This window comes from Burkholderia pseudomultivorans (assembly GCF_001718415.1).
GTDB lineage: Bacteria > Pseudomonadota > Gammaproteobacteria > Burkholderiales > Burkholderiaceae > Burkholderia > Burkholderia pseudomultivorans_A.
Genome location: NZ_CP013378.1, coordinates 2,933,074 through 2,958,790 on the forward strand (window position 1 = coordinate 2,933,074; position 25,717 = coordinate 2,958,790).

Annotated in this window: 23 protein-coding genes, 2 tRNA genes and 1 pseudogene; 19 read left to right on the forward strand and 7 right to left on the reverse strand. The window is 65.6% G+C overall.

What is annotated here, in order from left to right:
• The first annotated feature begins 10 nt into the window (after positions 1-10).
• The 9 genes from WS57_RS25895 to WS57_RS25935 all read left to right on the forward strand — a co-directional run bounded on the left by WS57_RS25895 (position 11) and on the right by WS57_RS25935 (position 8,240).
• Positions 11-87 (forward strand) — tRNA-Val (locus tag WS57_RS25895).
• 272 nt (positions 88-359) lie between these two features.
• Positions 360-2,267 carry a threonine--tRNA ligase gene (thrS, locus tag WS57_RS25900; protein ID WP_009687926.1) on the forward strand — a complete coding sequence of 636 codons (1,908 nt, stop codon included), beginning with the start codon at positions 360-362 and terminating at the stop codon, positions 2,265-2,267.
• A gap of 49 nt (positions 2,268-2,316) precedes the next feature.
• Positions 2,317-2,841 (forward strand): translation initiation factor IF-3, encoded by a 525-nt coding sequence (gene infC / locus WS57_RS25905; RefSeq protein WP_080292885.1) that lies wholly within the window; start codon positions 2,317-2,319, stop codon positions 2,839-2,841.
• Between the two features lie 190 nt (positions 2,842-3,031).
• A complete protein-coding gene (rpmI, locus tag WS57_RS25910; protein WP_004191477.1) occupies positions 3,032-3,229 on the forward strand; it encodes a 50S ribosomal protein L35 in 198 nt (65 codons plus the stop codon).
• 30 nt (positions 3,230-3,259) lie between these two features.
• The gene (gene rplT / locus WS57_RS25915) at positions 3,260-3,619 is read left to right on the forward strand and encodes a 50S ribosomal protein L20 (RefSeq protein WP_004192938.1); all 360 of its coding nucleotides are present in this window, start codon (positions 3,260-3,262) and stop codon (positions 3,617-3,619) included.
• Positions 3,620-3,767: 148 nt separating this feature from the next.
• Positions 3,768-4,781 (forward strand): phenylalanine--tRNA ligase subunit alpha, encoded by a 1,014-nt coding sequence (pheS, locus tag WS57_RS25920; protein WP_006753318.1) that lies wholly within the window; start codon positions 3,768-3,770, stop codon positions 4,779-4,781.
• 94 nt (positions 4,782-4,875) lie between these two features.
• Positions 4,876-7,305 (forward strand): phenylalanine--tRNA ligase subunit beta, encoded by a 2,430-nt coding sequence (pheT, locus tag WS57_RS25925; RefSeq protein WP_059515023.1) that lies wholly within the window; start codon positions 4,876-4,878, stop codon positions 7,303-7,305.
• A 73-nt stretch (positions 7,306-7,378) separates the two neighbouring features.
• Positions 7,379-7,765, forward strand: a complete 387-nt coding sequence (locus WS57_RS25930) for an integration host factor subunit alpha (RefSeq protein WP_040127238.1) — start codon at positions 7,379-7,381, stop codon at positions 7,763-7,765.
• Between the two features lie 52 nt (positions 7,766-7,817).
• A complete protein-coding gene (locus WS57_RS25935) occupies positions 7,818-8,240 on the forward strand; it encodes a MerR family transcriptional regulator (protein ID WP_040127239.1) in 423 nt (140 codons plus the stop codon).
• A gap of 82 nt (positions 8,241-8,322) precedes the next feature.
• Here WS57_RS25935 and WS57_RS25940 read toward each other — a convergent pair whose 3' ends face one another.
• Together WS57_RS25940 and WS57_RS25945 are read right to left on the reverse strand one after the other, a co-directional pair.
• Positions 8,323-10,533, reverse strand: a complete 2,211-nt coding sequence (locus WS57_RS25940) for a hypothetical protein (RefSeq protein WP_009691229.1) — start codon at positions 10,531-10,533, stop codon at positions 8,323-8,325.
• Between the two features lie 350 nt (positions 10,534-10,883).
• Positions 10,884-11,762 (reverse strand): tyrosine-protein phosphatase, encoded by an 879-nt coding sequence (locus WS57_RS25945; RefSeq protein ID WP_059515022.1) that lies wholly within the window; start codon positions 11,760-11,762, stop codon positions 10,884-10,886.
• A gap of 363 nt (positions 11,763-12,125) precedes the next feature.
• On the opposite strand from WS57_RS25945, the gene WS57_RS25950 reads away from it, so the two are divergent.
• The 3 genes from WS57_RS25950 to WS57_RS25960 all read left to right on the forward strand — a co-directional run bounded on the left by WS57_RS25950 (position 12,126) and on the right by WS57_RS25960 (position 14,506).
• Positions 12,126-12,202: transfer RNA gene (locus WS57_RS25950), tRNA-Pro, on the forward strand.
• Positions 12,203-12,479: 277 nt separating this feature from the next.
• Positions 12,480-13,694: an outer membrane protein assembly factor BamC gene (bamC, locus tag WS57_RS25955; protein ID WP_009691226.1), complete on the forward strand. Its 1,215-nt coding sequence runs from the start codon at positions 12,480-12,482 to the stop codon at positions 13,692-13,694.
• A 521-nt stretch (positions 13,695-14,215) separates the two neighbouring features.
• Positions 14,216-14,506 (forward strand): putative quinol monooxygenase, encoded by a 291-nt coding sequence (locus WS57_RS25960; RefSeq protein ID WP_009691225.1) that lies wholly within the window; start codon positions 14,216-14,218, stop codon positions 14,504-14,506.
• Between the two features lie 40 nt (positions 14,507-14,546).
• Here WS57_RS25960 and WS57_RS25965 read toward each other — a convergent pair whose 3' ends face one another.
• From WS57_RS25965 to WS57_RS25975, 3 genes are all read right to left on the reverse strand, one after another.
• Positions 14,547-14,804: a hypothetical protein gene (locus WS57_RS25965; RefSeq protein ID WP_009691224.1), complete on the reverse strand. Its 258-nt coding sequence runs from the start codon at positions 14,802-14,804 to the stop codon at positions 14,547-14,549.
• 136 nt (positions 14,805-14,940) lie between these two features.
• Entirely contained in the window at positions 14,941-15,219 is a 279-nt protein-coding gene (locus tag WS57_RS25970) for a hypothetical protein (RefSeq protein WP_009691223.1), read from the reverse strand.
• A 217-nt stretch (positions 15,220-15,436) separates the two neighbouring features.
• Positions 15,437-16,153 (reverse strand): YdcF family protein, encoded by a 717-nt coding sequence (locus WS57_RS25975; RefSeq protein ID WP_059515021.1) that lies wholly within the window; start codon positions 16,151-16,153, stop codon positions 15,437-15,439.
• Between the two features lie 159 nt (positions 16,154-16,312).
• Here WS57_RS25975 and WS57_RS25980 point away from each other — a divergent pair, with 159 nt between their 5' ends.
• The gene (locus tag WS57_RS25980; protein ID WP_009691220.1) at positions 16,313-16,630 is read left to right on the forward strand and encodes a hypothetical protein; all 318 of its coding nucleotides are present in this window, start codon (positions 16,313-16,315) and stop codon (positions 16,628-16,630) included.
• Positions 16,631-16,821: 191 nt separating this feature from the next.
• Here the strand turns inward: WS57_RS25980 and WS57_RS25985 are convergent, their stop codons facing one another.
• Complete coding sequence (locus tag WS57_RS25985) at positions 16,822-17,076, reverse strand: hypothetical protein (protein ID WP_009691219.1); 255 nt, start codon at positions 17,074-17,076, stop codon at positions 16,822-16,824.
• A gap of 200 nt (positions 17,077-17,276) precedes the next feature.
• Positions 17,277-17,672, reverse strand: a pseudogene (locus WS57_RS25990) (transposase); the annotation flags it as partial.
• Between the two features lie 428 nt (positions 17,673-18,100).
• On the opposite strand from WS57_RS25990, the gene WS57_RS25995 reads away from it, so the two are divergent.
• The 6 genes from WS57_RS25995 (at position 18,101) to nusA (ending at position 25,692) form a co-directional block, all read left to right on the forward strand.
• Positions 18,101-19,003: a LysR family transcriptional regulator gene (locus WS57_RS25995; RefSeq protein WP_009691218.1), complete on the forward strand. Its 903-nt coding sequence runs from the start codon at positions 18,101-18,103 to the stop codon at positions 19,001-19,003.
• A 63-nt stretch (positions 19,004-19,066) separates the two neighbouring features.
• Positions 19,067-20,269 carry a pyridoxal phosphate-dependent aminotransferase gene (locus WS57_RS26000; protein WP_069245049.1) on the forward strand — a complete coding sequence of 401 codons (1,203 nt, stop codon included), beginning with the start codon at positions 19,067-19,069 and terminating at the stop codon, positions 20,267-20,269.
• 262 nt (positions 20,270-20,531) lie between these two features.
• Positions 20,532-21,581, forward strand: a complete 1,050-nt coding sequence (gene scpB, locus WS57_RS26005; protein ID WP_060300544.1) for an SMC-Scp complex subunit ScpB — start codon at positions 20,532-20,534, stop codon at positions 21,579-21,581.
• 60 nt (positions 21,582-21,641) lie between these two features.
• Entirely contained in the window at positions 21,642-23,324 is a 1,683-nt protein-coding gene (gene rluB / locus WS57_RS26010; protein WP_069245050.1) for a 23S rRNA pseudouridine(2605) synthase RluB, read from the forward strand.
• 434 nt (positions 23,325-23,758) lie between these two features.
• Positions 23,759-24,217, forward strand: a complete 459-nt coding sequence (rimP, locus tag WS57_RS26015; RefSeq protein ID WP_009689829.1) for a ribosome maturation factor RimP — start codon at positions 23,759-23,761, stop codon at positions 24,215-24,217.
• Positions 24,217-25,692: a transcription termination factor NusA gene (gene nusA / locus WS57_RS26020; RefSeq protein ID WP_009689830.1), complete on the forward strand. Its 1,476-nt coding sequence runs from the start codon at positions 24,217-24,219 to the stop codon at positions 25,690-25,692. The genes rimP and nusA overlap by 1 nt, the downstream gene beginning before the upstream one ends.
• Positions 25,693-25,717 lie beyond the last annotated feature (25 nt).

Below are 25,717 nucleotides of genomic sequence, written 5' to 3' on the forward strand. Positions count from 1 at the left end.
TAGCTTCTCTAGGCTCGTAGCTCAGTTGGTTAGAGCACCACCTTGACATGGTGGGGGTCGTTGGTTCGAATCCAATCGAGCCTACCAACGAATCGAGAATGCCCGGTTTTCCGGGTGTTCACTGCAGTAAATAACTCAACGCAGACAAGGCGAATACGGTTATGACACCGCGAACGTTGACCGAAACCTTTTCGGAGCGACGCTAGTCGAGGAACCCTTTCGCCCTTTCAGTCTGAGTGAAGCATCGAATGCGGCCCCTCGAAAGCGGGGCCGCATTTTTTTTGTCGCGAAATTTTCGCGCGCGACCGCCGTCGCGTGCTTTTGGTCTGCCGCCCACGGTCGGCATCACGGAGATTGCTATGGTTTCGATACGCTTGCCTGACGGCTCAGTTCGACAATACGAGCATCCGGTGACAGTCGCCGAAGTGGCGGCCTCGATCGGTCCCGGTCTCGCGAAGGCTGCGCTTGGCGGCAAGCTCGACGGCGAACTCGTGGATACGTCGACCGTGATCGACCGCGATGCATCGCTCGCGATCGTCACCGACAAGGATGCCGACGGTCTCGACATCATCCGTCACTCGACCGCGCACTTGCTCGCGTATGCGGTGAAGGAACTGTATCCGGACGCGCAGGTGACGATCGGCCCGGTGATCGACAACGGCTTCTACTACGACTTCTCGTACAACCGTCCGTTTACGCCGGAAGATCTGGAAAAGATCGAAAAGCGCATGCAGGAGCTCGCGAAGAAGGACGAGCCGGTGACGCGCCGCGTCGTGTCGCGCGACGAAGCCGCGGGCTACTTCCGCAGCATCGGTGAGAAGTACAAGGCCGAGATCATCGAGTCGATTCCGCAAAGCGACGAGATCAAGCTGTACTCGCACGGCGGCTTCACCGATCTGTGCCGCGGCCCGCACGTGCCGTCGACGGGCAAGCTGAAGGTCTTCAAGCTGATGAAGGTGGCGGGCGCGTACTGGCGCGGCGACTCGAAGAACGAGCAGCTGCAGCGCATCTACGGCACGGCCTGGACGAAGAAGGAAGACCAGGACCAGTACCTGCACATGCTCGAGGAAGCCGAAAAGCGCGACCACCGCAAGCTCGGCAAGCAGCTCGACCTGTTCCACATGCAGGAAGAGTCGCCGGGCATGGTGTTCTGGCATCCGAAGGGCTGGGCGCTGTGGCAGCAGGTCGAGCAGTACATGCGCCGCCGCGTGAACGAAGCCGGCTATCTCGAGATCAAGACGCCGATGATCATGGACCGCTCGCTGTGGGAAGCGTCGGGCCACTGGCAGAACTACCGCGAGAACATGTTCACGACGGAGTCGGAGAAGCGCGACTACGCGATCAAGCCGATGAACTGTCCGGGGCACGTGCAGGTGTTCAAGCACGGCCTGCGCTCGTACCGCGACCTGCCGCTGCGTTACGCGGAATTCGGCTCGTGCCACCGCAACGAGGCGTCGGGCGCGCTGCACGGCCTGATGCGCGTGCGCGGCTTCGTGCAGGACGATGCACACATCTTCTGTACGGAAGAGCAGTTCATCGCCGAGTCGATCGCGTTCAATACGCTTGCGATGAGCGTATACAAGGATTTCGGCTTCGAGCATATCGACATCAAGCTGTCGCTGCGCCCCGAGCAGCGCGCCGGCACGGACGAGACCTGGGACCGCGCGGAGCAGGGCCTGCGCGACGCGCTGACGGCGTGCGGCCTGTCGTGGGAGGAACTGCCGGGCGAGGGTGCGTTCTACGGCCCGAAGATCGAGTACCACATCAAGGATGCGCTCGGCCGTTCGTGGCAGTGCGGCACGCTGCAGCTCGACATGGTGCTGCCGGAGCGGCTCGGCGCCGAGTACGTCGCGGAAGACAACAGCCGCCGCCGGCCGGTGATGCTGCACCGTGCGATCGTCGGTTCGATGGAGCGATTCCTCGGCATTCTGATCGAGCACCATGCTGGTGCAATGCCGGCCTGGCTCGCGCCGATCCAGGTCGTCGTGATGAATATTGCCGAAAGTCAGGCCGACTATGCGCAGTCTCTGGCCCAAACGTTGCAAAAACAAGGGGTTAGAGTGACGGCCGATTTGCGCAACGAGAAGATTAGCTATAAAATACGCGAGCACACGCTGGAAAAGGTGCCTTATCTCCTCGTCGTGGGCGATAAGGAGCGTGATGCGCAAACGGTAGCCGTGCGTGCCCGTGGCGGCGTCGATCTTGGCGTTATGCCGGTCGAAGCCTTCGTTGAGCGTCTGCAGGAAGACCTGCGCTCGTTCAAGTAACCACCCTGGCAGCGCGGCTCGTTTTTTTAATTTTTAGAGGAAACGTAACATCGCTACTGATAAGTCGTCGCATCGCATCAACGGTGAAATCACTGCGCCGGAAGTGCGTCTGGTCGGAATCGAGAACGAACCGCTCGGTATCGTAAAACTCGCTGATGCTTTCCGTAAATCGGAAGAACTGGATGTTGACCTGGTGGAAATCGCGCCGCAGGCGTCTCCGCCGGTTTGCCGTCTGATGGATTACGGCAAGTTCAAGTACCAGGAAGCCAAGAAGCAGCACGAAGCGAAGCTGAAGCAGAAGGTCATCCAGGTCAAGGAAGTCAAGTTCCGCCCGGGTACCGATGACGGTGATTACAACGTCAAGCTGCGCAACCTCGTGCGTTTCCTTGAGGAAGGCGACAAGACGAAGATCACGTTGCGTTTCCGCGGCCGCGAAATGGCTCACCAGGAAATCGGCATGCGGATGCTCGAGCGTCTGCGCGGCGATCTCGAGGAAGTCGGCCAGGTCGAGCAGATGCCGAAGATGGAAGGGCGCCAGATGATCATGGTGCTCTCGCCGAAGAAAAAGAAGTAACGAGCTTGCGCGCGAAATGCGCGCAGGTTTCGAAGTGGTTCGGCGCGCGGCCCGGTCAGGGCGGCGCGCCAGAAACGACGGTGGCCGCGCAAGCGGTGCACCGTACACAAGTGGACTGGGTTTCGAAGGGCGGGTCAGGGCGCAAGCCAACCGCACACCCATCGCCATCTAATAAACTGGAGTTGTCGTCATGCCGAAGATGAAGACCAAGAAGAGTGCTGCAAAGCGCTTCGTGGTGCGTCCGGGCGGTACCGTCAAGCGCGGTCAAGCCTTCAAGCGCCACATCCTGACCAAGAAAACCACGAAGAACAAGCGTCACCTGCGCGGCGCAACGGCAGTTCATGATTCCGATCTGAACTCCGTCCGCGCGATGCTCCCGTTCGCGTAACCCCTCAACTGATACTCCAAGGAGAGAAACATGCCTCGAGTCAAACGTGGGGTAACCGCACGGGCCCGTCACAAGAAGATCATCAACCTGGCCAAGGGTTATCGCGGCCGTCGCAATAACGTCTACCGCATCGCCAAGCAGGCGGTGATGCGCGCTGGCCAGTACGCGTACCGCGATCGCCGCAACAAGAAGCGTGTGTTCCGCGCACTGTGGATCACGCGTATCAACGCGGCAGTTCGCCAGCACGACATGACCTACAGCGTGTTCATCAACGGCCTGAAGAAGGCGTCGATCGAACTCGACCGTAAGGTGCTGGCCGACATGGCGGTGTTCGACAAGGCTGCTTTTGCTGCGATCGTCAAGCAGGTGAAAGCCGCCGTTGCAGCCTAATTGAGAAATTAGCACTGCGTGGTTAGTTGCAGCGATGTTCCGGTAGTCTCGGCCGCTGCAGCGAAAACGGGGCTCTTCCGAGCCCCTTTTTTGTTTGGTGGGCAGATTGGCTCGCCAAGACCGAATGACGTTGGAAATGATGGGATCTATGGATCTGGACCAGATTGTCGCCGACGCGCAGCAGTCCTTCGAACAGGCTGCCGACATCACCACGCTCGAAAACGAGAAAGCCCGATTTCTCGGCAAGTCGGGTGCGCTGACCGAGTTGCTGAAGGGCCTCGGCAAGCTCGATCCCGAAGCACGCAAGACCGAAGGCGCACGCATCAACGTCGCGAAGCAGCAGGTTGAAGCCGCGCTGACCGCACGCCGCCAGGCGCTCGCCGACGCGCTGCTGAACCAGCGCCTCGCCGCCGAGGCGATCGACGTCACGCTGCCGGGCCGCGGTGCCGGCGCGGGCAGCCTGCACCCCGTGATGCGCACGTGGGAGCGCGTCGAACAGATTTTCCGCTCGATCGGCTTCGACGTGGCCGACGGTCCCGAAATCGAGACCGACTGGTACAACTTCACGTCGCTGAACAGCCCGGAGAACCATCCGGCGCGTTCGATGCAGGACACCTTCTACGTCGAAGGCAAGGATGCCGACGGCCGCCAGCTGCTGCTGCGCACGCACACGAGCCCGATGCAGGTGCGTTATGCGCGCATGAACCGTCCGCCGATCAAGGTGATCGCGCCGGGCCGCACGTATCGCGTCGACAGCGATGCGACCCACTCGCCGATGTTCAATCAGGTCGAGGGGCTGTGGATCGACGAGAACATCAGCTTCGCCGACCTGAAGGGCGTCTACACCGACTTCCTCAAGAAATTCTTCGAGCGCGACGACATCCTCGTGCGCTTCCGTCCGTCGTACTTCCCGTTTACGGAACCGTCGGCCGAGATCGACATGATGTTCGAGCACGGCAAGAACGCCGGCAAGTGGCTCGAGATCTCCGGTTCGGGGCAGGTGCACCCGACCGTGATCCGCAACATGGGCCTCGATCCCGAGCGCTACATCGGCTTCGCGTTCGGCAGCGGCCTCGAGCGCCTGACGATGCTGCGCTACGGCGTGCAGGACCTGCGGCTGTTCTTCGAGAACGACCTGCGCTTCCTGCGCCAGTTCGCGTAACGCCCGCCGCGCCGACATGTGCCCGCGCGCGCCCCGGCGGACGATCCACGGGGCTGCCGCGCGTCGACCTAACCTGTTTCGAACGTAGACATCCATGCAATTCCCTGAATCCTGGTTGAGAACCTTTGTCGACCCGCAGCTGACGACCGACGAACTGTCGCACGCGCTGACGATGGCGGGGCTCGAAGTCGAATCGCTGAGCAAGGCTGCGCCGCCGACGTCGAAGATCGTCGTCGGCCGCGTGCTCGAAGTCGTCAAGCATCCGGATGCGGACAAGCTCAATGTCTGCCAGGTCGACGCCGGCACGGGCGCGACGTTGAACATCGTGTGCGGCGCGCCGAACGTGGCGCCCGGCATCAAGGTGCCGGTCGCGCTGGTCGGCGCGGAGCTGCCGCCGGCCGAAGAGGGCGGCAAGCCGTTCGCGATCAAGCTGTCGAAGCTGCGCGGCGTCGAGAGCCAGGGGATGCTGTGCTCGGCGCGCGAGCTGAAGCTGTCCGAGGACCACAGCGGCCTGCTGGTCCTGCCGGAAGACACGCCGGTCGGTCAGGACATCCGCGACACGCTGAACCTCGACGACACGATCTTCGAGATCAAGCTGACGCCGAACAAGGCCGACTGCCTGTCGGTGTTCGGCATCGCGCGCGAGACGGCCGCGATTACCGGCGCGCCGCTGACGCCGGTCGACATCCGCCCGGTGCGCGTCGAGCTCGACGAGACGCTGCCGGTGCGCATCGCCGCGCCCGATCTGTGCGGCCGCTTCTCGGGCCGCGTGATCCGCGGCGTGAACGCGCGCGCGAAGACGCCGCAGTGGATGGTCGAGCGTCTCGAGCGCTCGGGCCAGCGCAGCGTATCGGCGCTCGTCGACATTTCGAACTACGTGATGTTCGAACTCGGCCGTCCGTCTCACGTGTTCGATCTCGACAAGATCCACGGCGGCATCGAGGTGCGCTGGGGCAAGCGCGGCGAATCGCTGAAGCTGCTGAACGGCAACACGGTCGAGCTCGACGAGACGGTCGGCGTGATCGCCGACGATCGCCAGGTCGAAAGCCTCGCGGGCATCATGGGCGGCGACAGCACGGCCGTCACGCTCGACACGACCAACATCTATCTGGAAGCCGCCTTCTGGTGGCCCGACAGCATCCGCGGCCGCGCGCGCAAGTACAACTTCTCGACCGATGCCGCGCATCGTTTCGAGCGCGGCGTCGACTATGCGACGACCGTCGAGCACGTCGAACGCATCACGCAGCTGATCCTCGAGATCTGCGGCGGCAAGGCCGGCCCGGTCGACGACCAGTCGGTGAACCTGCCGCAGCGCGCGCCGGTGAAGATGCGCGTGTCGCGCGCGAACCGCATCATCGGCGTGAAGATCGACGCCGACGAGATCGCCAGCATCTTCACGCGTCTCGGCCTGCCGTTCGAGCGTGACGACGACGCCTTCCTGGTCACGCCGCCGTCGCACCGCTTCGACATCGAGATCGAGGAAGACCTGATCGAGGAAGTCGCGCGCATCTACGGCTTCGAGAAGATTCCCGCGCGTCCGCCGGTCGCAACGAGCGAGATGCGTGCGACCAACGAGACGCAGCGCTCGATCCACGACATCCGTCACGCGCTTGCCGCGCGCGACTACGCGGAAACGGTCAACTTCAGCTTCGTCGATGCGGAATGGGAGCAGGATTTCGCCGGCAACGACACCCCGATTCGTCTGCTGAATCCGATCGCGAGCCAGCTTTCGGTGATGCGCACGACGCTGTTCGGCAGCCTGATCTCGGTGCTGCGCCACAACCTGAACCGCCGCGCCGATCGCGTGCGCGTGTTCGAGACCGGCCGCGTGTTCCTCGCCGATCCGTCGGCAAAGGCCGGCGAGCTGACGGTCGAAGGTTATGCGCAGCCGAAGCGCGTCGGTGCACTCGCGTACGGCCCGGCGCTCGACGAGCAGTGGGGCGCGGCGACTCGCGCGGTCGACTTCTTCGACGTGAAAGGCGATATCGAGGCGCTGCTCGCGCCGGCGGTCGCGCGCTTCGTGAAGGCCGAGCATCCGGCCCTCCATCCGGGCCGCAGCGCGCGCATCGAGCTCGACGGCCGCGCAGTCGGCTGGATCGGCGAACTGCACCCGCGCCTGATGCAGAAGTACGAGCTGCCGCACGCGCCGGTGATGTTCGAGATCGACGCGGACGCGCTGATCGCGCGCACGCTGCCGGCCCCGACCGAGGTGTCGAAATTCCCGCCGGTTCGCCGCGACATCGCCGTCGTTGTCGATCAGGCGGTCGAGGTTCAGGCGCTTTTCGACGAAATCAAGAAGGCGCTGGCCGAGGACGCCTGCCGATTCGTTCAGAAGGTTGTACTATTCGACGAATTTCGTGCAAAATCAAATACTTCCGGTGGTCTTGCCGCGCACGAGAAGAGCCTTGCCTTCCGCGTGACGCTGCAGGATGCGGCGGGCACGCTACAGGACGAGGTCGTCGATCAGGCGATTCAGACGCTGGTCGAGCGGATGGCTCGTACTGGCGCGCGTCTGCGCGGCTAAGGAGAAGGTCCGCCCGTTCGCGGGCGGCATTTTCCCGATCGAAAGTTTTGATTTAACGCGCTGTATGGCAGATATGAACGACATGACCTCGAGTGAATTCGAAGCCCTCCTGACGGCGCAACGCAGCGCCATGAACCGCGACGCTTCGGCGCCGGCGTCCGGCGAGACGCCTACGCTGACGAAGGCGGAGCTGGCGGAGCTGCTGTTCGACAGCGTCGGGCTGAACAAGCGTGAAGCGAAGGACATGGTCGAGGCGTTTTTCGAAGTGATCCGCGACGCGCTCGAGAATGGCGAAAGCGTGAAATTGTCGGGGTTCGGCAATTTCCAGTTGCGCGACAAGCCGCAGCGTCCGGGTCGCAACCCGAAGACGGGCGAGGCGATTCCGATCGCCGCGCGCCGGGTGGTAACCTTCCACGCCAGCCAGAAGCTGAAGGCGCTGGTCGAAAACGGCGCGGAGTAAAGCCGGCTTCCGCGCGGCCGCCGCGCTCCCCTTTACCGATGGTTAACCGACGATGACCACCACGGTTGAAAAAGTCGTCTTGCCTCCGATTCCCGCGAAGCGCTACTTCACGATCGGCGAAGTCAGCGAGCTGTGCGGGGTCAAGCCGCACGTGCTGCGGTACTGGGAACAGGAATTCACGCAGTTGCGACCGGTGAAGCGGCGCGGCAATCGCCGCTACTATCAGCATCACGAGGTGCTGCTGATCCGGCGGATTCGCGAATTGCTGTACGAGCAGGGGTTCACGATCAACGGCGCGCGCAACCGGCTCGATTCGCCGGGCGGCGAGCGCGGCGGGGCGGCAGCGCCGCTCGAGAACGACGCGCCGGCGGCTGCCGAAGCGCGGGCGCAGGGTGGCAAGGCTGGCGCGACCGTCGACGTCGTCGCGCTGCGGCAGGCGCTGCTCGACGTGATCGACGGCTTGAAGCACGACTGAGCGCGACGCGCGAACGACAAAAAACCGGCTGGCGATAACGCGCCAGCCGGTTTTTTTATGCGCGCGGCTTGCTGCGCGCGCGTCAGCGTGCGGCGAGCGGGTCTTTCCGTCCGGTATCGACGACCAGCGTGCCGTCGGGCAGCATCCGCACCGAGCCCTGCGCGACCTGGTTGCGGTAGCCGTACAGGTCGAAGCGCATCGGGCCCGGTTCGGCGGAATTCTGGATCAGCGCGCGCACGTTCAGCTCCAGCACGTTGAACATCTTCATGTCGCCGCCTTCCATCCACATATAGCTCGGCGCATCGATCTGCGGCCGCTTTGGCGCGGGCGCGTCCGCGGCGCGGCGGAACGTGAGGCGCAGGCCGTCGCGCTCGACCGTCGCCTGGCCGAGCTTGCCGCTCAGTATCGGCGGCGGGAACACCGTGTACTGGTCGAGCACCAGCGTGTCGCCGCGCAGTTCCGCGCCGCGGCGCTGCAGCGGCGTCAGCGACGCGAGCTCGATGCCGAGCGAGCGCAGCAGCTTCGCCTGCGGGACGCCGAGCACCGATACCTGCGACGGCGTGAACGCGAGGTGGCGATCGTCGAGCACCGCGAGGGTGCCCTTCATGTCGGTCGGCAGCCAGACGCCCGGCACGTGGTTCCACAGCTTGATGCCGCCGCGCACGCGCAGGTTCTGGCCGTCGGCGCTCAACTGCAGGTCGTTCAGCGAACGCGGCGAGTAGTCGAGCAGGTAGTTGTTGAAGAGCGCCGACATCGCCTTCCACGATTCGACGACCGTGCCGCCGAGGATGTGGATGTCGTACTGATTCGGATCGTCGAGATCGACCGGTTCGCCGGCGCGCCTCGCGACGAGCTGCACGTCGAGATCCTCGACGTGGAAGCCGATGTCGCCGGACACGTTGAAGTCGACGTTATGCAGATGAATCGTCGGGTGGCGGTTCGACACGTGCCGCTCGTTGAACGGCGTGCTCGACGTGCGCCGCATCGCGACCTTCTGCATGCCGGGCCGCGCCGCGTCGGCGGCCAGCGCGTATGCCTCCCAGTGCTGGCGCAGGTCGCGCAGCGTATTCTGCTGCGCGGCGAGGAAGCTGTCGTTCAGGCGCGCGGCCGCGTTGCCGACCGGCGCGCCGCTCGCCGGGCCCGCATACGACGGCATCCGGATCGCCATCGCGCCGCTTTCGTCGAAATTGAAATAGCCGGCCGACACCTGGTCGCGATAGTGGTACAGGTCGAACACGAAGTTCTGGCCGGGCTTCGATGCGTCGAGCGGGCCGATCACGATGTCGGCGTTCATCGGCATCGAGCGCATGAACTTCACGTCGCCGCCGCGGATCACCATCGCCTGCTGCGGTGCGTTCGCGGGCATCGCGAAGCCGGCGTGCGTGCCGTCGTCGAGCGTCAGGTCGAGGCCGCCCGGTGTCACGCGCAGCGCGGTGATCGTGATCTTCAGGCGCGGGGGCGGCATCAGCCTGTCGACCGACATCACGAGATCGTCGCCGGCGAGATGCGCGATCGGCGTCTCGACCTTCAGCAGATCGGCCATTTTCACGTTGGCCGCGCGCATCACGGGCTGGGCGTCGAGCCCGGACACGCGCACGCCGGTCGGATGGAATACCAGTTGGCTGCCGTCGCGGATCGCGAGCGTGCCGGTCAGCGAGAACGGCACCCAGCCGTCGCGCTGCATTTCGCCCTGCAGATGGATCACGCCGTCGCCTGCCGATACGGCGAGCTTGCGCAGCGGCGCGTTGCGGTAGCCGAAGATGTAGGTGTTGAACAGCGCGGTCAGTTTCGCGTTGTCGAGCGTGACCGAGCCCTGGTGCACGTCGATCTGGAAGCTGGTCGGATCGTCGAACACGATCGGTGCGCCGGGCTGCGTCGGCACGAGCGTCGCCGACAGCTGATGAATGAAGAAGCCGAGGTTGTTGACGACGCGGAAGTCGACGTCGCGCAGGAACGTCATCGCGCCGTTCTGCCCCGAGTCGCGCAGCGTGAACGGACGCGGCTGCGTGAGCCGGATCGAACCGAGCGACGGCACGGTGCGCGCGATCTGTTGTTCGCGGGCAAGCTGCTCGGCCTTGGTGCGTTCGATCTTCGTCGAGGCGGCCGCTGCGTGGGGATCGCGTTGCGCGGTCGATTCCGCGCAGCCGGTGCCGAGCAGCGCGAGCGCAAGCGCGCCGCAGCCCAGCGCACGCGACGCGCCGCGCGCAAGCGACGCGGCCGCGCGTCGCGGGCCGGAAGTCCAATCTGGGGGTGCCAAAGGCGAGCGATGGCCGCGCCGGACCGCATTCCGCATCGTCTGTCTCCGTGTCTTGTCATGATCGACTGCGGCGCGCGCCATGCACGGCGCGGGCGTCGATGCCGTGCAGTCTGACATAGGCGGCTAGAGCCGCGTTACCAAACAGCGGGAACGGGGGCGGGAGCGGCCGGCGCGCGGCGCGACAACGGATTCGCGGCGGCAGGGCGGCAAGATCAAACGGTCGTTTGGTTTCGGGCGGGCGGGGCGAGATCGCGGCCGGCTGCGTGGAAGCCCGCGCCGGCTGCGATGCTCCCGGAATTGCGCCCGAGCGATCTTCGGGCGTGAGCGGGCGTCGATGCGGGCCGGCGATCCGGCGTGACGGCCCGCGCTCGCCTGGATCGCGCGGATCAGATCAGCATGCGCTGCCGGATCGCGTTCAGCGTCGCCTGGTCGAGCCCGAGGCCGTCGGCGATATACGCGGTCATCGATCCGTACGACGCGGCGACCTGGTCGAGTGCCGCCTGCAGGTAGTCCGCCTGCGCGCCCTGCAGCGCAGCCATCATGTCCGCGGCATCCTGGCCGCCGGCCTTGCGCGCCTGGGCGACCGAGGCGGCGATCTCGGCCGCGCTGTAGCTGTTGGTGAGCAGGTAGTCGGAGAAGATCGTCTGCGTGGACATGCCGAGGATCGTGTGCAGGATGGCGGCGGCCCAACCGGTGCGGTCCTTGCCGGCCGTGCAGTGGAACAGCAGGCTGCCGCTGCCGTTCGCGAAGCCGGTGAACAGCGCGCGATAGCTCGCATGGGCCGTTTCCGCGGTAACGAAGGTGCGGTACATCGTCTGCATGAATGCCGTGGCGGTCGCGCCGGTGGTCGGGATCGGGCCGAGCTGGGCAACGCCGAGCACGTTCAGGTTCTGCCACGTCGCGCCGGCCAGCGGCACATCCGGCTGCGTCCGGATTTCCGCGGTCGTGCGCAGATCGCAGACCTGCGTGATGCCGAGCGTGTCGACGACGGCCAGGTCGGCCGCTGACAGCGCGAGCGCCGACGAGCGATAGATCATGCCTTTCTTCATGAGCGCGCCGCTCGTCGTCACGTAGCCGGTTCCGTTCGGGCCGGCCGTATCGCGGAAGTTCGACGCCGACCCGAGCCGCGGTGTCGTGACCGGGGCGACCGAGATCGAGTCGCCGCCGCATGCGGACAGCAGCGAAGCGCTGCCCAGCGCCGCGCCGAGTGTGCCGGCGCTCAGACGCAGAAACTGTCGACGGGAAATTTCGTTTTTCTGATTCATTCGAAGGCCTTTGTCGGGGACGATGGCAAGCGTCGTCCGGAGGGGGCGACCGGCGCTGCCGCCGCGACCTGCGCGGCGCGGCGAAACCGGGAGCGAGCCGGATCGATCGGCGCGCGGTCGGACGGTTGTCCGGGCGCGTCGATGTCGCGCCGGGCAAGCGCACGGTAGCGGCCTATGACGTTTCGGCCATCGTCCTTTTCGATTAGGGATCGATGCGGATGCATGCATCGCCGGGATGCCGGTGCACGACGGCAGCGATCGCGCTGGAGCGGTGCGGGCTCGCAAAAAATTTCACATGGGCATTCATAAAATGCATGTGACCCGTTCTAATTCGGCGAACTGTCTGTTATAATTTTTTTCTTTCGGGGCGTAGCGCAGCCTGGTAGCGTACCTGCATGGGGTGCAGGTGGTCGGAGGTTCAAATCCTCTCGCCCCGACCAGGAAATGAAGGGCTTACAGATCTTTGGTCTGTAAGCCCTTTTCCTTTTTCCGCGGCTGTTTCGCCTTTCATCCCGATGCAGCTTCCCGCGTCGATTCCTCGAGATCGTGTCGACAATCGCGCCGCGCGTACGTGCTCGATGCTCGTGCGGGAACGGCGAGCGGACGCCGAGGATTTCCCCGCCGGCCGCTTTTTTGCACAGCCCGCCGCAGCCCCGGTAAAATGCAAGGTTGATCCACGGAAAGCGCCGTGATTTAGCGGAAGAGGATTCCCCGAACATGACTGATCTTCGTCTTACCATGCGGTTCGCTGCAGTGCTCGCCACCGGCGCGCTCGTCGCCGGTTGCGGTACGTCGTCGCCCACGAAAGTGGACTACAAGAGCGATTCGAAATCGAAGGAAGCGTCGCTCGCAGTGCCGCCCAACATGCTCGACGAGACGGCCGATCAGCGTTCGCTGCCGCCGCAAGGCGGCGCGACTTCCCTGTCCGCGCTTCAGCAGGTCCAGCAGGTGGCGCCCGCGACGGACACCGTCGCCCCGGCGGTGCCCGGCATGCGTATCCAGCGCGACGGCACCGAGAGCTGGCTCGTGATCGACGGCAAGAGCCCCGCCGATATCTGGCCGCAGGTCCGCCGCTTCTGGCAGGAGCAGGGCTTCCTGCTCGTCGTCGATCAGCGCGCCAAGGGCGTGATGGAAACCGACTGGAACGAAACCCATCCGCAGATCAACGACGGCCTGATCCGCAGCGTGATCTCGAAGGCGATGGGCAATTCGTACGTGACGGCCGAGCGCAACAAGTACCGCACGCGTCTCGATGCGGCGCCGAACGGCGGCACCTACGTGTTCATCAGCCAGAAGGGGATGCGCGAGGCGATCACCGGGGCGAACAACGATTCGAGCAAGTGGGAGCCGAAGCCGAACGATCCGGCGCTCGAAACCGAATACCTGAAGCGCCTGATGGCGGTGCTCGCGCAAAACGAGCAGCGCGCGAAGAACGGCGAGCCGCCGATCGCGAACATCAAGGACAACACGGTGCCGGCGAAGGACAAGAAGGACGACGCCGATGCCTCGTCGAAGGCGGCCGCGGCGATCGCGGCGCAGAACGTCACGCGCACCTCCGCGCAAGGGAACGACGCGGGCGATTCGGGTGCGGTGCCGTCCGAAGTCACGCTCGGCGAACCGTACGACCGGTCCTGGCTGCATGTCGGCCTCGCGCTCGATCGTGCGAACTTCACGGTCGACGATCGCGACCGCACGAAGGGCCTGTATTTCGTGCGCTATGTGGATCCGAAGGATCTGAGCGCGGCCGAGCAGGGCTTCTGGAGCCAGTTGTTCCACGGCAAGAAGGAAAAGCAGGCGAAGCAGTATCGCGTCAACGTGAAGGCGCTGACGCCGGACCAGACGCGCGTCGCGGTCGTCGACGAGTCGGGTGCGATCGATACGTCGTCGCCGGCTCGCCAGATCATGGGGCTGCTCGTGAATCAGCTGCGCTGATCGCGACGTTTCCCGTTGCTCCAAACGAAACCCGCCTCCGGCGGGTTTTTTTTCGCCTGCGCACCGGCGCGCGCGTGGCCGGAGGGTCCGGTCCCGCCGCGTGACGTTACGTAACATCCGGGCGTTACGGCGGCAGATCGGGTGTTACGTCGTCGCGACAGAAAAAATTCCCTTTATAAATCAATGGAATGTTCATAAATCCACGCCTGGCACGGAGTCTGCTTTATATGTCGGAATTGCTAGACAGGGAGGATGACGTCAGACACCGGGCGTGCGTCGCGGACGCCGACCAACGGTATCGACGTCTCGAATGCCGGCGCAGCGAGCGCCGGCGCAACCGATGACGATCCGCACCGCGTGCGGATCTCGATGGCCCCGTCGCCTATCCTCGTAGGGCGACGGTTTTGCCCGCGCTTCTCTGAAGCGCGGGCTATTTTTTTGGTGCGCGCGCTTTCGCGGCGCGCGGCTGCGATCGGTCGGATTCGCGTATTCTCGGATCTTTCGAATCGGAGGAGTGGGGAATGTCGGAAATCGCTGTCGTCGCGCTGATCGTCGCGAAACCGGGTGCCGAAGAAAAGCTGCGCGGCGTGCTCGAAGGGATCGTCGAGCCGACTCGCAAGGAGGCCGGCGCGCTGCAGTACGACCTGCACCGGGACCTGAAGGAGCCGGCGCGATTCGTATTCGTCGAGCGGTGGGAGAGCGAGGCGGCGCTGGCCGCGCATGCGCGTTCCGCGCATATCCTCGCCTATCGTGAAGCGGCCGCGGACTGGATCGAGCGTTCCGAAATCCGCGTGCTGTCGAAACTCGTCTGAGCGGGCGGCCGGTCGCGCGGACGTCGGCCGCCGCGCGGCGTCAGTGAGATGCGCTGGGCACGTCGAGGATCAGGATGATGGTCCAGTCGGCGTCGCCGTCGTGATGGTACTGGCGCTCCGCGACGATGAACGGCTGCTGCTTGCCCTGCGGGCCGAGGAACAGCACATCGCCCTCCATCGGCAGGCACTCGATCGGCGGCAGCGCGAGAAAGGCGTCGTCCGAGCCGCGCGGCATCAGTTGCTTGATTTTGCGAGTGGCTGCGTCGGTCCACTCGATGTCGAGTTGAATGTTGCTCATGCTGTCCTCCGCACCGGGGTGCGTACGGGTGGAAAAATTCGGTGCGCGACTTTAGCACAGCGTGCCGGCGCCGCAACCAAAAAAGCCGAACCCGGTTGCCCGGATTCGGCTTTTCGCTTGTGCGGTGCAGCCGGACTTACTGGCTGGCAGCGTCTGCCGGAGCGGCCTTGGCGGCTTTCTTGCCGGCCTTCTTCGCGTGATGGGCGGCCTTCTTGGCGTGGTGGTGATGCTCTTCCTGCATCGCCGGCTGAGCGGCTTCGGCTGCTTGCTGCTGTTGCAGCGCCTGAGCGCGCTGCTCGATCTCGGCGATCTTGGCCGGATCGGTGATGGTCTGGATCTGCGTGCTCTCTTGCGCATACGCTGCGCCAGTCAGCGCCGACATCGCAACCAGGATAGCCAGGGACGTCTTCTTCATTGCCTTTACCTCCGCTAAGTGGTGATGAACCCGAGTGTTGCCGTTTTGTCTGGCGACTGCAATCGAGTGCGTGTCGAGTGTAACAAAAGTGACGGATCAGTGTGAATCCGATCGCGGCGCGACGCAAGGCCGCGTTGAAGTCGCGCAACACTTCGCGCGTTTCGTCATGCGCGTGCCATTCGGCATTGCCGCGCGGCTTCGGTGCGTCGGCGCACCGTCAGAACCACCCGAGCAGTCGATAAACATGGAATTGCGCAATGCCGACCAGCTCGTGCAGCGCCTGTTCGGCGTTGACGATGTTTCGCCAGCGCGGCAGCCAGCCCGTCTGCGCGTCGCGACGGTTCGCATAGACGGGCTGCGGATCGATGCCGAAACGATGGAAATCGAGCAGCGCGCGGCGCATCTGATACGACGACGTGACGAGAATGCGTGCGTCGTCATGCCGTGAGCGTAGTATAGACGCAGTGAATTTGGCGTTTTCGTAGGTGGTGCGGCTGTCGGGTTCGAGGATGAGGTCGCCGGAATCGACGCCCGCCGCGACGAGCTGGCGCCCGTAGACGGCCGCTTCCGTTTCGCCGTGATGCTGCGGATCGCCCCCCGACATCACGACCGTGCATCGTTGGGCCTGCTGCCGGCACGCCCGGTAGAGCGCGGCGGTCTTGCGGATGCGCGCGTCGCCGTCCGGCGGCGGCCGAAGCCCGGTGTCGGTGCGACGCGTGCCGGCGCCGATCACGATCAGCGTCGTCTGCCCGTGCATGTCCGGGCGCGCGACGGGCGCGACGCCGGCCTCGGCCCACGCGATCAGCGGCGCCGCGAGCCAGCCGGTGGCGAGCAGCCCGAACAGGGCAACGGCGGCGAGCGCAATGAGTCGCCGCCACTTGCGGAAGAGCATGAAACCGATGAAGAGAAGTACAAATGAATCGAACAGGATCAATTTGATTGGGGTATGGTGTCTTTTTATGGACGGCTGACGATCCGGCCCTGACGTGACGCCGAGAACGTCGAGCCCCAGAATCGGTGGCGGCATCGGCGGGCGGAGATCCCGCCCGGCACGCCGCTTCGCATTGTCGCTGCACTTTAAGAAAGAATCGAGATGGCCACGTATTCCAATGAAGCGGTGCTCGACGCATTGAGACGAGTGCAGTACCGCCAGGTACCGTGGGCGCGCCGCCCAGGCGTGTTCGAGTATCTCCGGTCGCTCGGGCTGATGGACACGGTCAGGCAAAAGACCGTCGCGCCCGCGCCGGGCTTTCATGCACCGGTCGACATCGCGGTGCTAACCGACAACGGTCGAGCCGAATTCGCTCGCCTGGAGCGCGAAGAGAAACTGCTTGCCTGGACCGATCGCCGCATGGACGACTACGTGCTCAGCGATGCGAGCGCCGTGTCGATTCTCGAAAGCAGGCTGTAGCGACGCTTCCTTCCGAGCCTGTCTTCATCCCGTCGGCGCCCCGGCGGCGCCAAAAAAAAGCCCGTATCGCGAGGATACGGGCGTACCGGATACTTTTGCTGTTGCCACGCTGTGCTCATGGCAACGATGTGACCCGGCGCACGGCCGGACAGTTCCCGACTGTGGGCATTTTCTTTGACGAACCCGGGCGTTTAGGGATGACGCGGCATGTCGGCCGACGGCGAGCCGACGCGTGCTCGCGCGTTGCTCGCGATGTCGCCGCGCAAGTCGCCGCGCGGGACGGTCTGCCGGCCGGCCGGGCCGCCGGGCGGCTGCTGGCGCATCAGGGTGCTGCGGTGGTCCTGCTGTCGGTGGGGTGGCTTCGTGCGATCGTCCGCACGCGCGGGAGCGGTCAGCGCCAGCGAAATGACAATGCCGCATGCGACGAGCAGTGACATTGTTTTCATGGCGGGCTCCCTTCAAGCCGTCGGGGCGGCCTGTTGATATGTCGCTAAGGTAAGCGCGGGAGTGCAGGCATGCTGTAAATAATGGTAAATAGATGTATCGCTGCGCGACAGCCGTCATCGATGGCCGCGCAGGCGCCGCGAAAAAATCGCGCCGCAGAATGGAATCGGGCGGCCGAAGCCGCCCGATCGAGTCTGCGTTACGCCATCTTGACCGGCGCGCGCCAGGATTCCGGATTGGTCCAGAAGGCGCCGCGCAACCGATCGCGGCTCGGCGGCGCCGGCGGCTTGGCCGCGCTCGCGCCGATGCGCCCGCGCAGCGAGATCTGCCGGCCGCTGGTGCCGAGTCGCTTGACGATTTCCGCGAGCGTGCCGTCGGCCTGCCATTCGTCGAAGCGGCGGCGGCAGGTCGGCGGAGAAGGATAGCGGCCCGGCAGCTTCGACCAGCCTTCGCCGGTCGACAGCACCCACAGCACGGCATTCACCACCGAACGGGCCTCCACGCGGGGGCGGCCACGCCGCTCACTACGCGCCGGTTCCGAACAAAACAGACCCTCGACCAGCGCCCATTCGTTATCTCTCAAATCGTCGAACAGCATCATGTCCTCACCTCAGCGAAGCTAACTCCGATGCGCTGCCATGCGCCGCGCACTCTTCAGGCACTCGAGCGTCGAGTGCCGGGTGGGGGCGTCCGGTAAGCCGGGAGCGGGGATCCTGCCTTCCGTCCGACGAAACCTTGCCCTGTGCGCCATGTAATGCACGAAGCGTGCCATGTCCGAGGCGAATCCCTCGAGAGCCGCTTGGCAGCGAGCCGACGGCTATGTCAGCTAGGGGCGTATAAGACGCCAAAATGACCCGGCAGCAAATCGGGACAATCACCAATCTTGTGCAATCCGCCCGCGCTACGTGCGTTTGCGCGCATATTGCACCGCAGCGAAACATGCGTGTTCGATGCGGATTCACGCGTCTGCACGGGGTGCGCGCATTAGAATCGCGCATCGACATCGACGATTGATGAGGTCAGGAGATGAACGTCACGCTGCGCCAGCTTCGCGTGTTCATCGAGGTTGCGCGGCTCAGGAGTTTCAGTCGCGCGGGCGACGAGATCGGGCTCACGCAGTCCGCGGTCAGCCGCTGCGTGCGCGAGCTGGAGGCCGAGCTCGGGTTGAAGCTGATCGACCGCACGACCCGCGACGTGCAGTTGACCGACGTCGGTGCAAACCTGATCGCGAGCGTGTCGCGGCTGATCGACGATCTCGACGATACGCTGCGCGAGATACGCGAGATCGGCGAACAGCGCCGCGGCCGCGTGATCGTTGCGGCCAGCCCGACGATCGCATGCCGCCTGATGCCGCGCGTGGTGGCGTCGTGCGAGCGGCAGTTCCCGTTCGTCACGCTCGGCCTGCGCGACGACGTGCAGAGCGACGTGCTGCGCAGGGTGAAGTCGAGCGAAGTCGACTTCGGCGTGGTGATCGGGCCGCTGGCCGTCGCCGATCTCGTCTGCGAGCCGCTGATGACCGATTCGTTCTGCCTGGTCGCGCGCGCCGATCATCCGCTTGCGGCGCGCGCCGAAGTGCCGTGGACCGCGCTGAACGGCGAGCGCCTCGTGCTGCTCGACCATGCGTCCGGAAGCCGGCCGCTGATCGATGCGGCGCTGGCCGCCCACCGCGTCAACGCGACGGTCATGCAGGAACTCGGGCATTCGGCGACCGTGTTCGGGCTCGTCGAGGCGGGCATCGGCGTGAGCGTGCAGCCGTGGCTGTCGCTGCCGCTGCCGGCCGGCTCGACGCTCGTCGCGCGGCCGCTCACGCCGCGCACCGAGCGTACCGTCGAGCTGGTGCGGCGCCGCGACCGGTCGCTGTCGCCCGCTGCGCAGGCAATCTGGGAGCTGGTGCGGCAGATGCCGGCGCGTGCCGAGGATCTCGACTGACGCGCGCCGTTGCGGCGGGCCGCCGGTACACTACGCGGATCGTGTTTCCCGACGGTGGCCCCGATGGTGGATTCCGCAGATTTTCGTCCGGCAGCGGCCGTGCCGGCGGCGCGCAGTGCGGTGCAGGCGCTGCGTCCGTCGCTGATCCGCGAAGTCGCGAACGCCGGTGCCGGCGTGCCCGACGTGCTGCCGTTCTGGTTCGGCGAGTCGGACCGCGTGACACCGGATTTCATCCGCGACGCAGCGGCTCGCGCGTTGCGCGACGGCGCGACGTTCTACACGCATAACCTCGGCACCGGATCACTGCGCGCGGCGATCGCCGCATACGTGAGCGCCCGGCACGGCGCGACGGCGCTCGATGCGGTGGCCGTGACGAGTGCCGGCGTGAACGCGCTGATGCTCGCCTCGCAATTGCTGGCGGGCCCCGGCGACCGCGTCGTCGCAGTCACGCCGCTGTGGCCGAATCTCGTCGAGATTCCGAAGATCCTCGGTGCGCAGGTCGAATGCGCGCCGCTCGCCTGTCGCAGCGACGGCTGGCAGCTCGACCTCGACCGGCTGCTCGATGCGCTGACGCCCGGCACGCGGATGCTGCTGGTGAACTCGCCGAACAATCCGACCGGCTGGACGATGTCGCGCGACGACCAGCGCGCGGTGCTCGCGCATTGTCGCCGTCACGGCATCTGGCTGGTCGCCGACGAGGTGTACGAACGGCTGGCCTTCGGCGCGCCCGGTGCGCCGTCATTCCTCGATATCGCGTCGCGCGACGAGCGGGTCGTCGTCGTGAACTCGTTTTCGAAAGCGTGGGCGATGACGGGCTGGCGGCTCGGGTGGCTCGTCGCGCCGCCGTCGGTGATGGACGACCTGTCGAAGCTCGTCGAATACAACACGTCGTGCGCGCCCGGTTTCGTGCAGGCCGCCGCCGAAGTCGCGCTGCGCGACGGCGAGCCGTTCGTGCAGTCGTTCGTCGCGACGCTGCGCAATGCGCGCGACCACCTGGTCGCGGCGCTGCGCACGTTGCCGGGCGTCGAGGTGCCGCCGCCGCCCGGCGCGATGTACCTGTTCCTGCGGCTGCCGGGCGCGGGCGACAGCCTGGCGTTCTGCAAGGCGCTGGTGCGCGATGCGGCGCTCGGTCTCGCACCCGGGCGCGCATTCGGCCCCGAAGGGGAGGGCTTCGTCCGCTGGTGCTACGCGTGCGATCCGGCGCGGCTCGATGCCGGCGTCGAGCGCCTGCGCCGGTTCCTCGGGGATCGTGGCGCGGCGTGCTGAAGCGGGGCCGGAGCGCAAACGGCCGGCCATTCGACTCATCTTTACGCACCGCGCAATTTTGCGTAATATGGCGCTCAGTCACGCGGCTCCGTCGTTGAGTCGTGCTGTTCCGTCCGGTTTGGGCCTGGCTTGAAGTTGGTGCGCCGCCCCCGGTTCGTGCTCCCATCAATATGACCGATCAGAATCGGGCGAGCGCGTCTTTCCGTTCCTTTCGTCTGTTTGTTGATCCGGTTCGTTTGACCACAGGGTCTGGCCTAGCTGCATGAATACCCAAGAGGCGAAGATCGTCCTCGAGACTGCTTTGATCTGCGCGCAGGAGCCGCTTAAGCTCGGCGATTTGCGCAAGCTCTTTGCCGACGGCGTGTCGGCTGACACGGTCCGCACGTTGCTCGAAGATCTGAAACAGGATTGGTCCGGCCGCGGCGTCGAACTGGTGGCGCTGGCGAGCGGATGGCGCTTTCAGAGCAAGCCGGCGATGCGTCATTTTCTGGATCGGCTGCATCCGGAGAAGCCGCCGAAGTATTCGCGCGCGGTGCTCGAGACGCTGGCGATCATTGCGTACCGGCAGCCGGTCACGCGCGGCGACATCGAAGAGATCCGCGGGGTCACCGTCAATACGCAGGTGGTCAAGCAGCTCGAGGATCGCAACTGGATCGAGGTGATCGGGCATCGCGACGTACCGGGACGGCCCGCGCTGTATGCGACGACCAAGCAGTTTCTCGACGATCTCGGACTGAAGGCGCTCGACGACCTGCCGGCGCTCGAGGAGCCTGCCGCGAACATCGAGGCCGCGCTGCTCGCGCAGCAGGCGATGGACTTCGACGGCGATGCGCCGCTGGCCGGCGATGCGACCGGATCCGGCGACGACGCGGCGACCGATGCGTCGTCGGTCGAGGCCGGCGAAACGGCGGCTGCGCAGCCGGCCGAGTTGCACGGCGACGCCGCGACGGAGGTCGCGTCGACGCAGGAATTGCAAAACCGCGATACGCTCGGGGCGGATCGTGGGCAAATCGAACAGGGCGGCGCCGAAGCAGCGCCGACCGGTGTGCAGCCGACGCCGCTGCACGCGGAATCGAACGAGGAAGATCGCAAGCCGGCCGCCGATGCGGCTGCCGGGGACGGAATGGAAGCGGCCGGCGACACGTCCGGCGAGGCCGGTCAGGCCGACGCATCCGATGCCCGTCTCGCGGACGGCGAGATGCTGGACGACACGTCCGACAGTCTCGCCGATGCCGTACGAAGCGCCAGTGCGCCGATCGGCGCGGACGCGCTGCCGGACGACGAAGCAGAACCCGAACAGCGTCGCGCCTGATCGCGGCCGACTTCTTGCCGCGCCCCCTCCGGGCGCGAGACCTGACATTTTGAGGTTGTTTTGACTGATATCCACGATATTGAATCGTCCGCGCCTGCCGTGCAGGCGGCGCGCGCCGACGATGCGCCGGAGCAGGACGCTCCGGCCGCGGGCGGCGACGAGCGTCCCCGTCGCGGCCTGCGGCGCGGTCCGCGCAGCCTGATTGCACGCCGCCGCGCGGCGGCCAAGTCGAAGGGCGCCGAAGGTGCGCCGCAGGATGGCGACAGCGCGGATGCGCCGCCGGCCGACGCGGCACCGGCGCAGCCCGCGCCGCGCGCACCGCGCAAGGAAGGGGCGGCCCGCGACGGCGCCGCCAAGGGCGGACGCGGCAAGGCGGCTGGCGGCAAGCGCGACGGCGCGGCCGGCGGCAAGGGCGGCCAGGGCAAGCGCGGTGGCGCACCGAAGGCCGAGGCTGGCGAGGCGGCGCAGGACGATCTGTTCGCCTACGTGACGTCGCCGGCGTTCGATGCGGACAACGCGGCAGCCGGCAGCGGCGTGCGCGCACCGATGCTGCGTCGCGGCCGCGGCCAGCCGGCGAACAAGCGCGTGCTGTCGCCGGACGACGACGCGCCGAAGCTGCACAAGGTGCTGGCGGAAGCGGGCATGGGCTCGCGCCGCGAAATGGAAGAGCTGATCATCGCCGGCCGCGTGTCGGTGAACGGCGAGCCGGCGCACATCGGCCAGCGCATCATGCCGACCGACCAGGTGCGGATCAACGGCAAGCCGGTCAAGCGCAAGCTGCCGAACAAGCCGCCCCGCGTGCTGCTGTACCACAAGCCGACCGGCGAAATCGTCAGCCATGCGGACCCGGAAGGTCGTCCGTCGGTGTTCGATCGCCTGCCGCCGATGAAGACGGCGAAATGGCTCGCGGTCGGCCGCCTCGACTTCAATACCGAAGGCCTGCTGATGCTGACGACGTCGGGCGACCTCGCGAACCGCTTCATGCACCCGCGCTACAGCGTCGAGCGTGAATACGCGGTGCGCGTCGTCGGCGAGCTGACCGAAGCGTCGCGGCAGAAGCTGCTGCACGGCGTCGAGCTCGACGACGGCCCCGCGAACTTCCTGCGCATCCGCGACGGCGGCGGCGAAGGTACGAACCACTGGTATCACGTCGCGCTGGCCGAAGGCCGCAACCGCGAAGTGCGTCGGATGTTCGAGGCGGTCGGCCTGATGGTGAGCCGCCTGATCCGCACGCGTCACGGTCCGATTCCGCTGCCGCGCGGCCTCAAGCGCGGTCGCTGGGAGGAGCTCGACGAGGCGCAGGTGCGCAAGCTGATGGCGACCGTCGGCCTGAAGGCGCCGTCGGAGGAAAAGGGCCGGCGCGGCGGCGAGACCGAACGTCGCCAGCCCGATCCGATGCAGACCTCGATGGGCTTCATCAGCCGCGAACCCGTGCTGACCACGCACGGCCAGCTCGACCAGCCGCGCCGCGGCGGCCGGCGCGGCGCGCCGGGCGGTTTCCCGGGCCTGAGCGGTTATGGCAGCCTGCCGGTTGCGCCGGGCGGTCACGGTGGTCGTCCGGGCGGTCGCGACGTCGACGGCAATCGCGCGTCGTATGGCGGCAACAAGCAGCGTGCCGGCGGCAAGGGTGGCGGCAAGGGCGGTAACGGCAACCGCAACCCGAACGGCAATCGCGCCGAAGGCGGCAACGGCGGTGCGCGCGGCGGCCAGCGGCCGCAGCGCAGCCGCTCGCGCGGCCGCTGAGCATCCACGCCGGCGCGCGTCGGCGGAATCGGGCTGAATCCGGTTGCGCCGACGCCTTGCGAATAAGCGAATTGAAGCTATATTGAAGCGCAGTCATGCCGACAAATGTCGGCATGTCCGGCGCCTCATATCGTACGAATCGCCGCTTCTGCGAGCGGCCGGCCTGGCGTTTCGACCATATGACGTTATACGAGCGTCGCCCGTGCGGGCTGGCGCTTGGCGTTTGCGGCGAAAAACGCTATAATCACAAAGTCGCTGGGCGTACGGATTTATGTGCGGCTCAGGTGCGACCAGGCAGTAAGGGAAGATGGGCGTTGCGCCCATTTTTTTTTGCTGAAACGGTTGGGCATCTCGGGTAGCGCTTCCTGCGCCGGCTAAGGCGCGCGCCCGCGGGTGAATCGCGAGCGGCGGGCGCGAACACCTGAGAGGACACAGTGCAACTGACGGAACTGATAGAAACCACGGTCACCGGGCTCGGATACGAGCTGGTGGATCTCGAGCGCACCGGGCGCGGCATGCTTTGCGTCTATATCGACCAGCCTGCCGGTATCTCGCTCGAAGATTGCGAAAAGGTCACGCGTCAGCTCCAGCACGTCTTGACGGTCGAAAACATCGATTACGAACGGCTCGAAGTCTCGTCCCCGGGGCTCGACCGCCCGTTGAAGAAGCTGGCCGACTTCGAGCGTTTCGCCGGCAGCGAAGTTTCCGTGACCTTGAAAAAGCCGCTGGACGGGCGCAAGACGTACCGGGGCATCCTGCACGCGCCGAATGGCGAAACGATCGGTTTGGAATTTGAGAGGAAGAAGGGCGAGGCGGCCATGCTGGATTTCACGCTGGCCGATATCGACAAAGCCCGCCTGATTCCGCACGTTGACTTTAGGAGCCGCAAATAATGAGTCGCGAAGTTTTGATGCTGGTGGATGCGCTGGCGCGCGAGAAAAACGTCGACAAGGATGTGGTGCTGGGCGCCCTCGAGGCTGCGCTCGCGTCCGCTTCCAAGAAGCTGTTCGACGAAGGCGCCGAAATCCGCGTCCATATCGATCGCGAAAGCGGCGAGCACGAAACCTTCCGTCGCTGGCTCGTCGTGCCCGACGAGGCGGGCCTGCAGGAGCCGGATCGCGAGATCCTGCTGTTCGAGGCGCGCGAGCAGAAGCCCGACGTCGAAGTCGGTGAATTCATCGAGGAACCCGTTCCGTCGATCGAGTTCGGCCGCATCGGCGCGCAGGCCGCGAAGCAGGTGATCCTGCAGAAGGTGCGCGACGCCGAGCGCGAGCAGATCCTGAACGACTACCTCGAGCGCGGCGAAAAGATCATGACGGGCACGGTGAAGCGCCTCGACAAGGGCAACTTCATCGTCGAATCGGGCCGTGTCGAAGCGCTGCTGCGCCGCGACCAGCTGATCCCGAAGGAAAACCTGCGCGTGGGCGACCGCGTGCGTGCATACATTGCGAAGGTCGATCGCACCGCGCGCGGCCCGCAGATCGAACTCTCGCGCACGGCGCCTGAGTTCCTGATGAAGCTGTTCGAGATGGAAGTGCCGGAGATCGAGCAGGGCCTGCTCGAGATCAAGGCCGCGGCGCGCGACCCGGGCGTGCGCGCGAAGATCGGCGTGATCGCGTACGACAAGCGGATCGATCCGATCGGCACCTGCGTCGGCATTCGCGGTTCGCGCGTGCAGGCCGTGCGCAACGAGCTCGGTGGCGAAAACATCGACATCGTGCTATGGTCCGAGGATCCCGCCCAGTTCGTGATCGGCGCGCTCGCGCCGGCAGCAGTCCAGTCGATCGTCGTCGATGAAGAAAAGCACTCGATGGACGTCGTGGTCGACGAGAACGAACTCGCCGTCGCGATCGGCCGTAGCGGCCAGAACGTTCGCCTTGCCAGCGAACTGACCGGCTGGCAGATCAACATCATGACCCCGGACGAGTCCGCCCTGAAGCAGGGCGAGGAACGCGACCGGCTGCGTGCGCTGTTCATGGCGCGTCTCGACGTCGACGAAGAAGTTGCCGACATCCTGATCGACGAAGGCTTCACGAGCCTCGAAGAGATCGCTTACGTGCCGCTGAACGAAATGCTCGAGATCGAGGCGTTCGACGAGGACACCGTGCACGAGCTGCGCAACCGCGCTCGCGACGCGCTGCTGACGATGGCGATCGCGAACGAGGAAAAGGTCGAGAACGCAGCGCTGGATCTGAAGAGCCTCGACGGCGTCACGCCGGAGCTGCTCGCGAAACTTGCCGAACACGGCGTGGCCACGCGCGACGATCTCGCCGAGCTGGCCGTGGACGAACTGGTCGACATGACCGGGATGGAAGAGGATGCCGCTAAGGCGTTGATCATGAAAGCACGTGAACATTGGTTCCAGTGAGAAATGACCATGGCGCACTGATTTG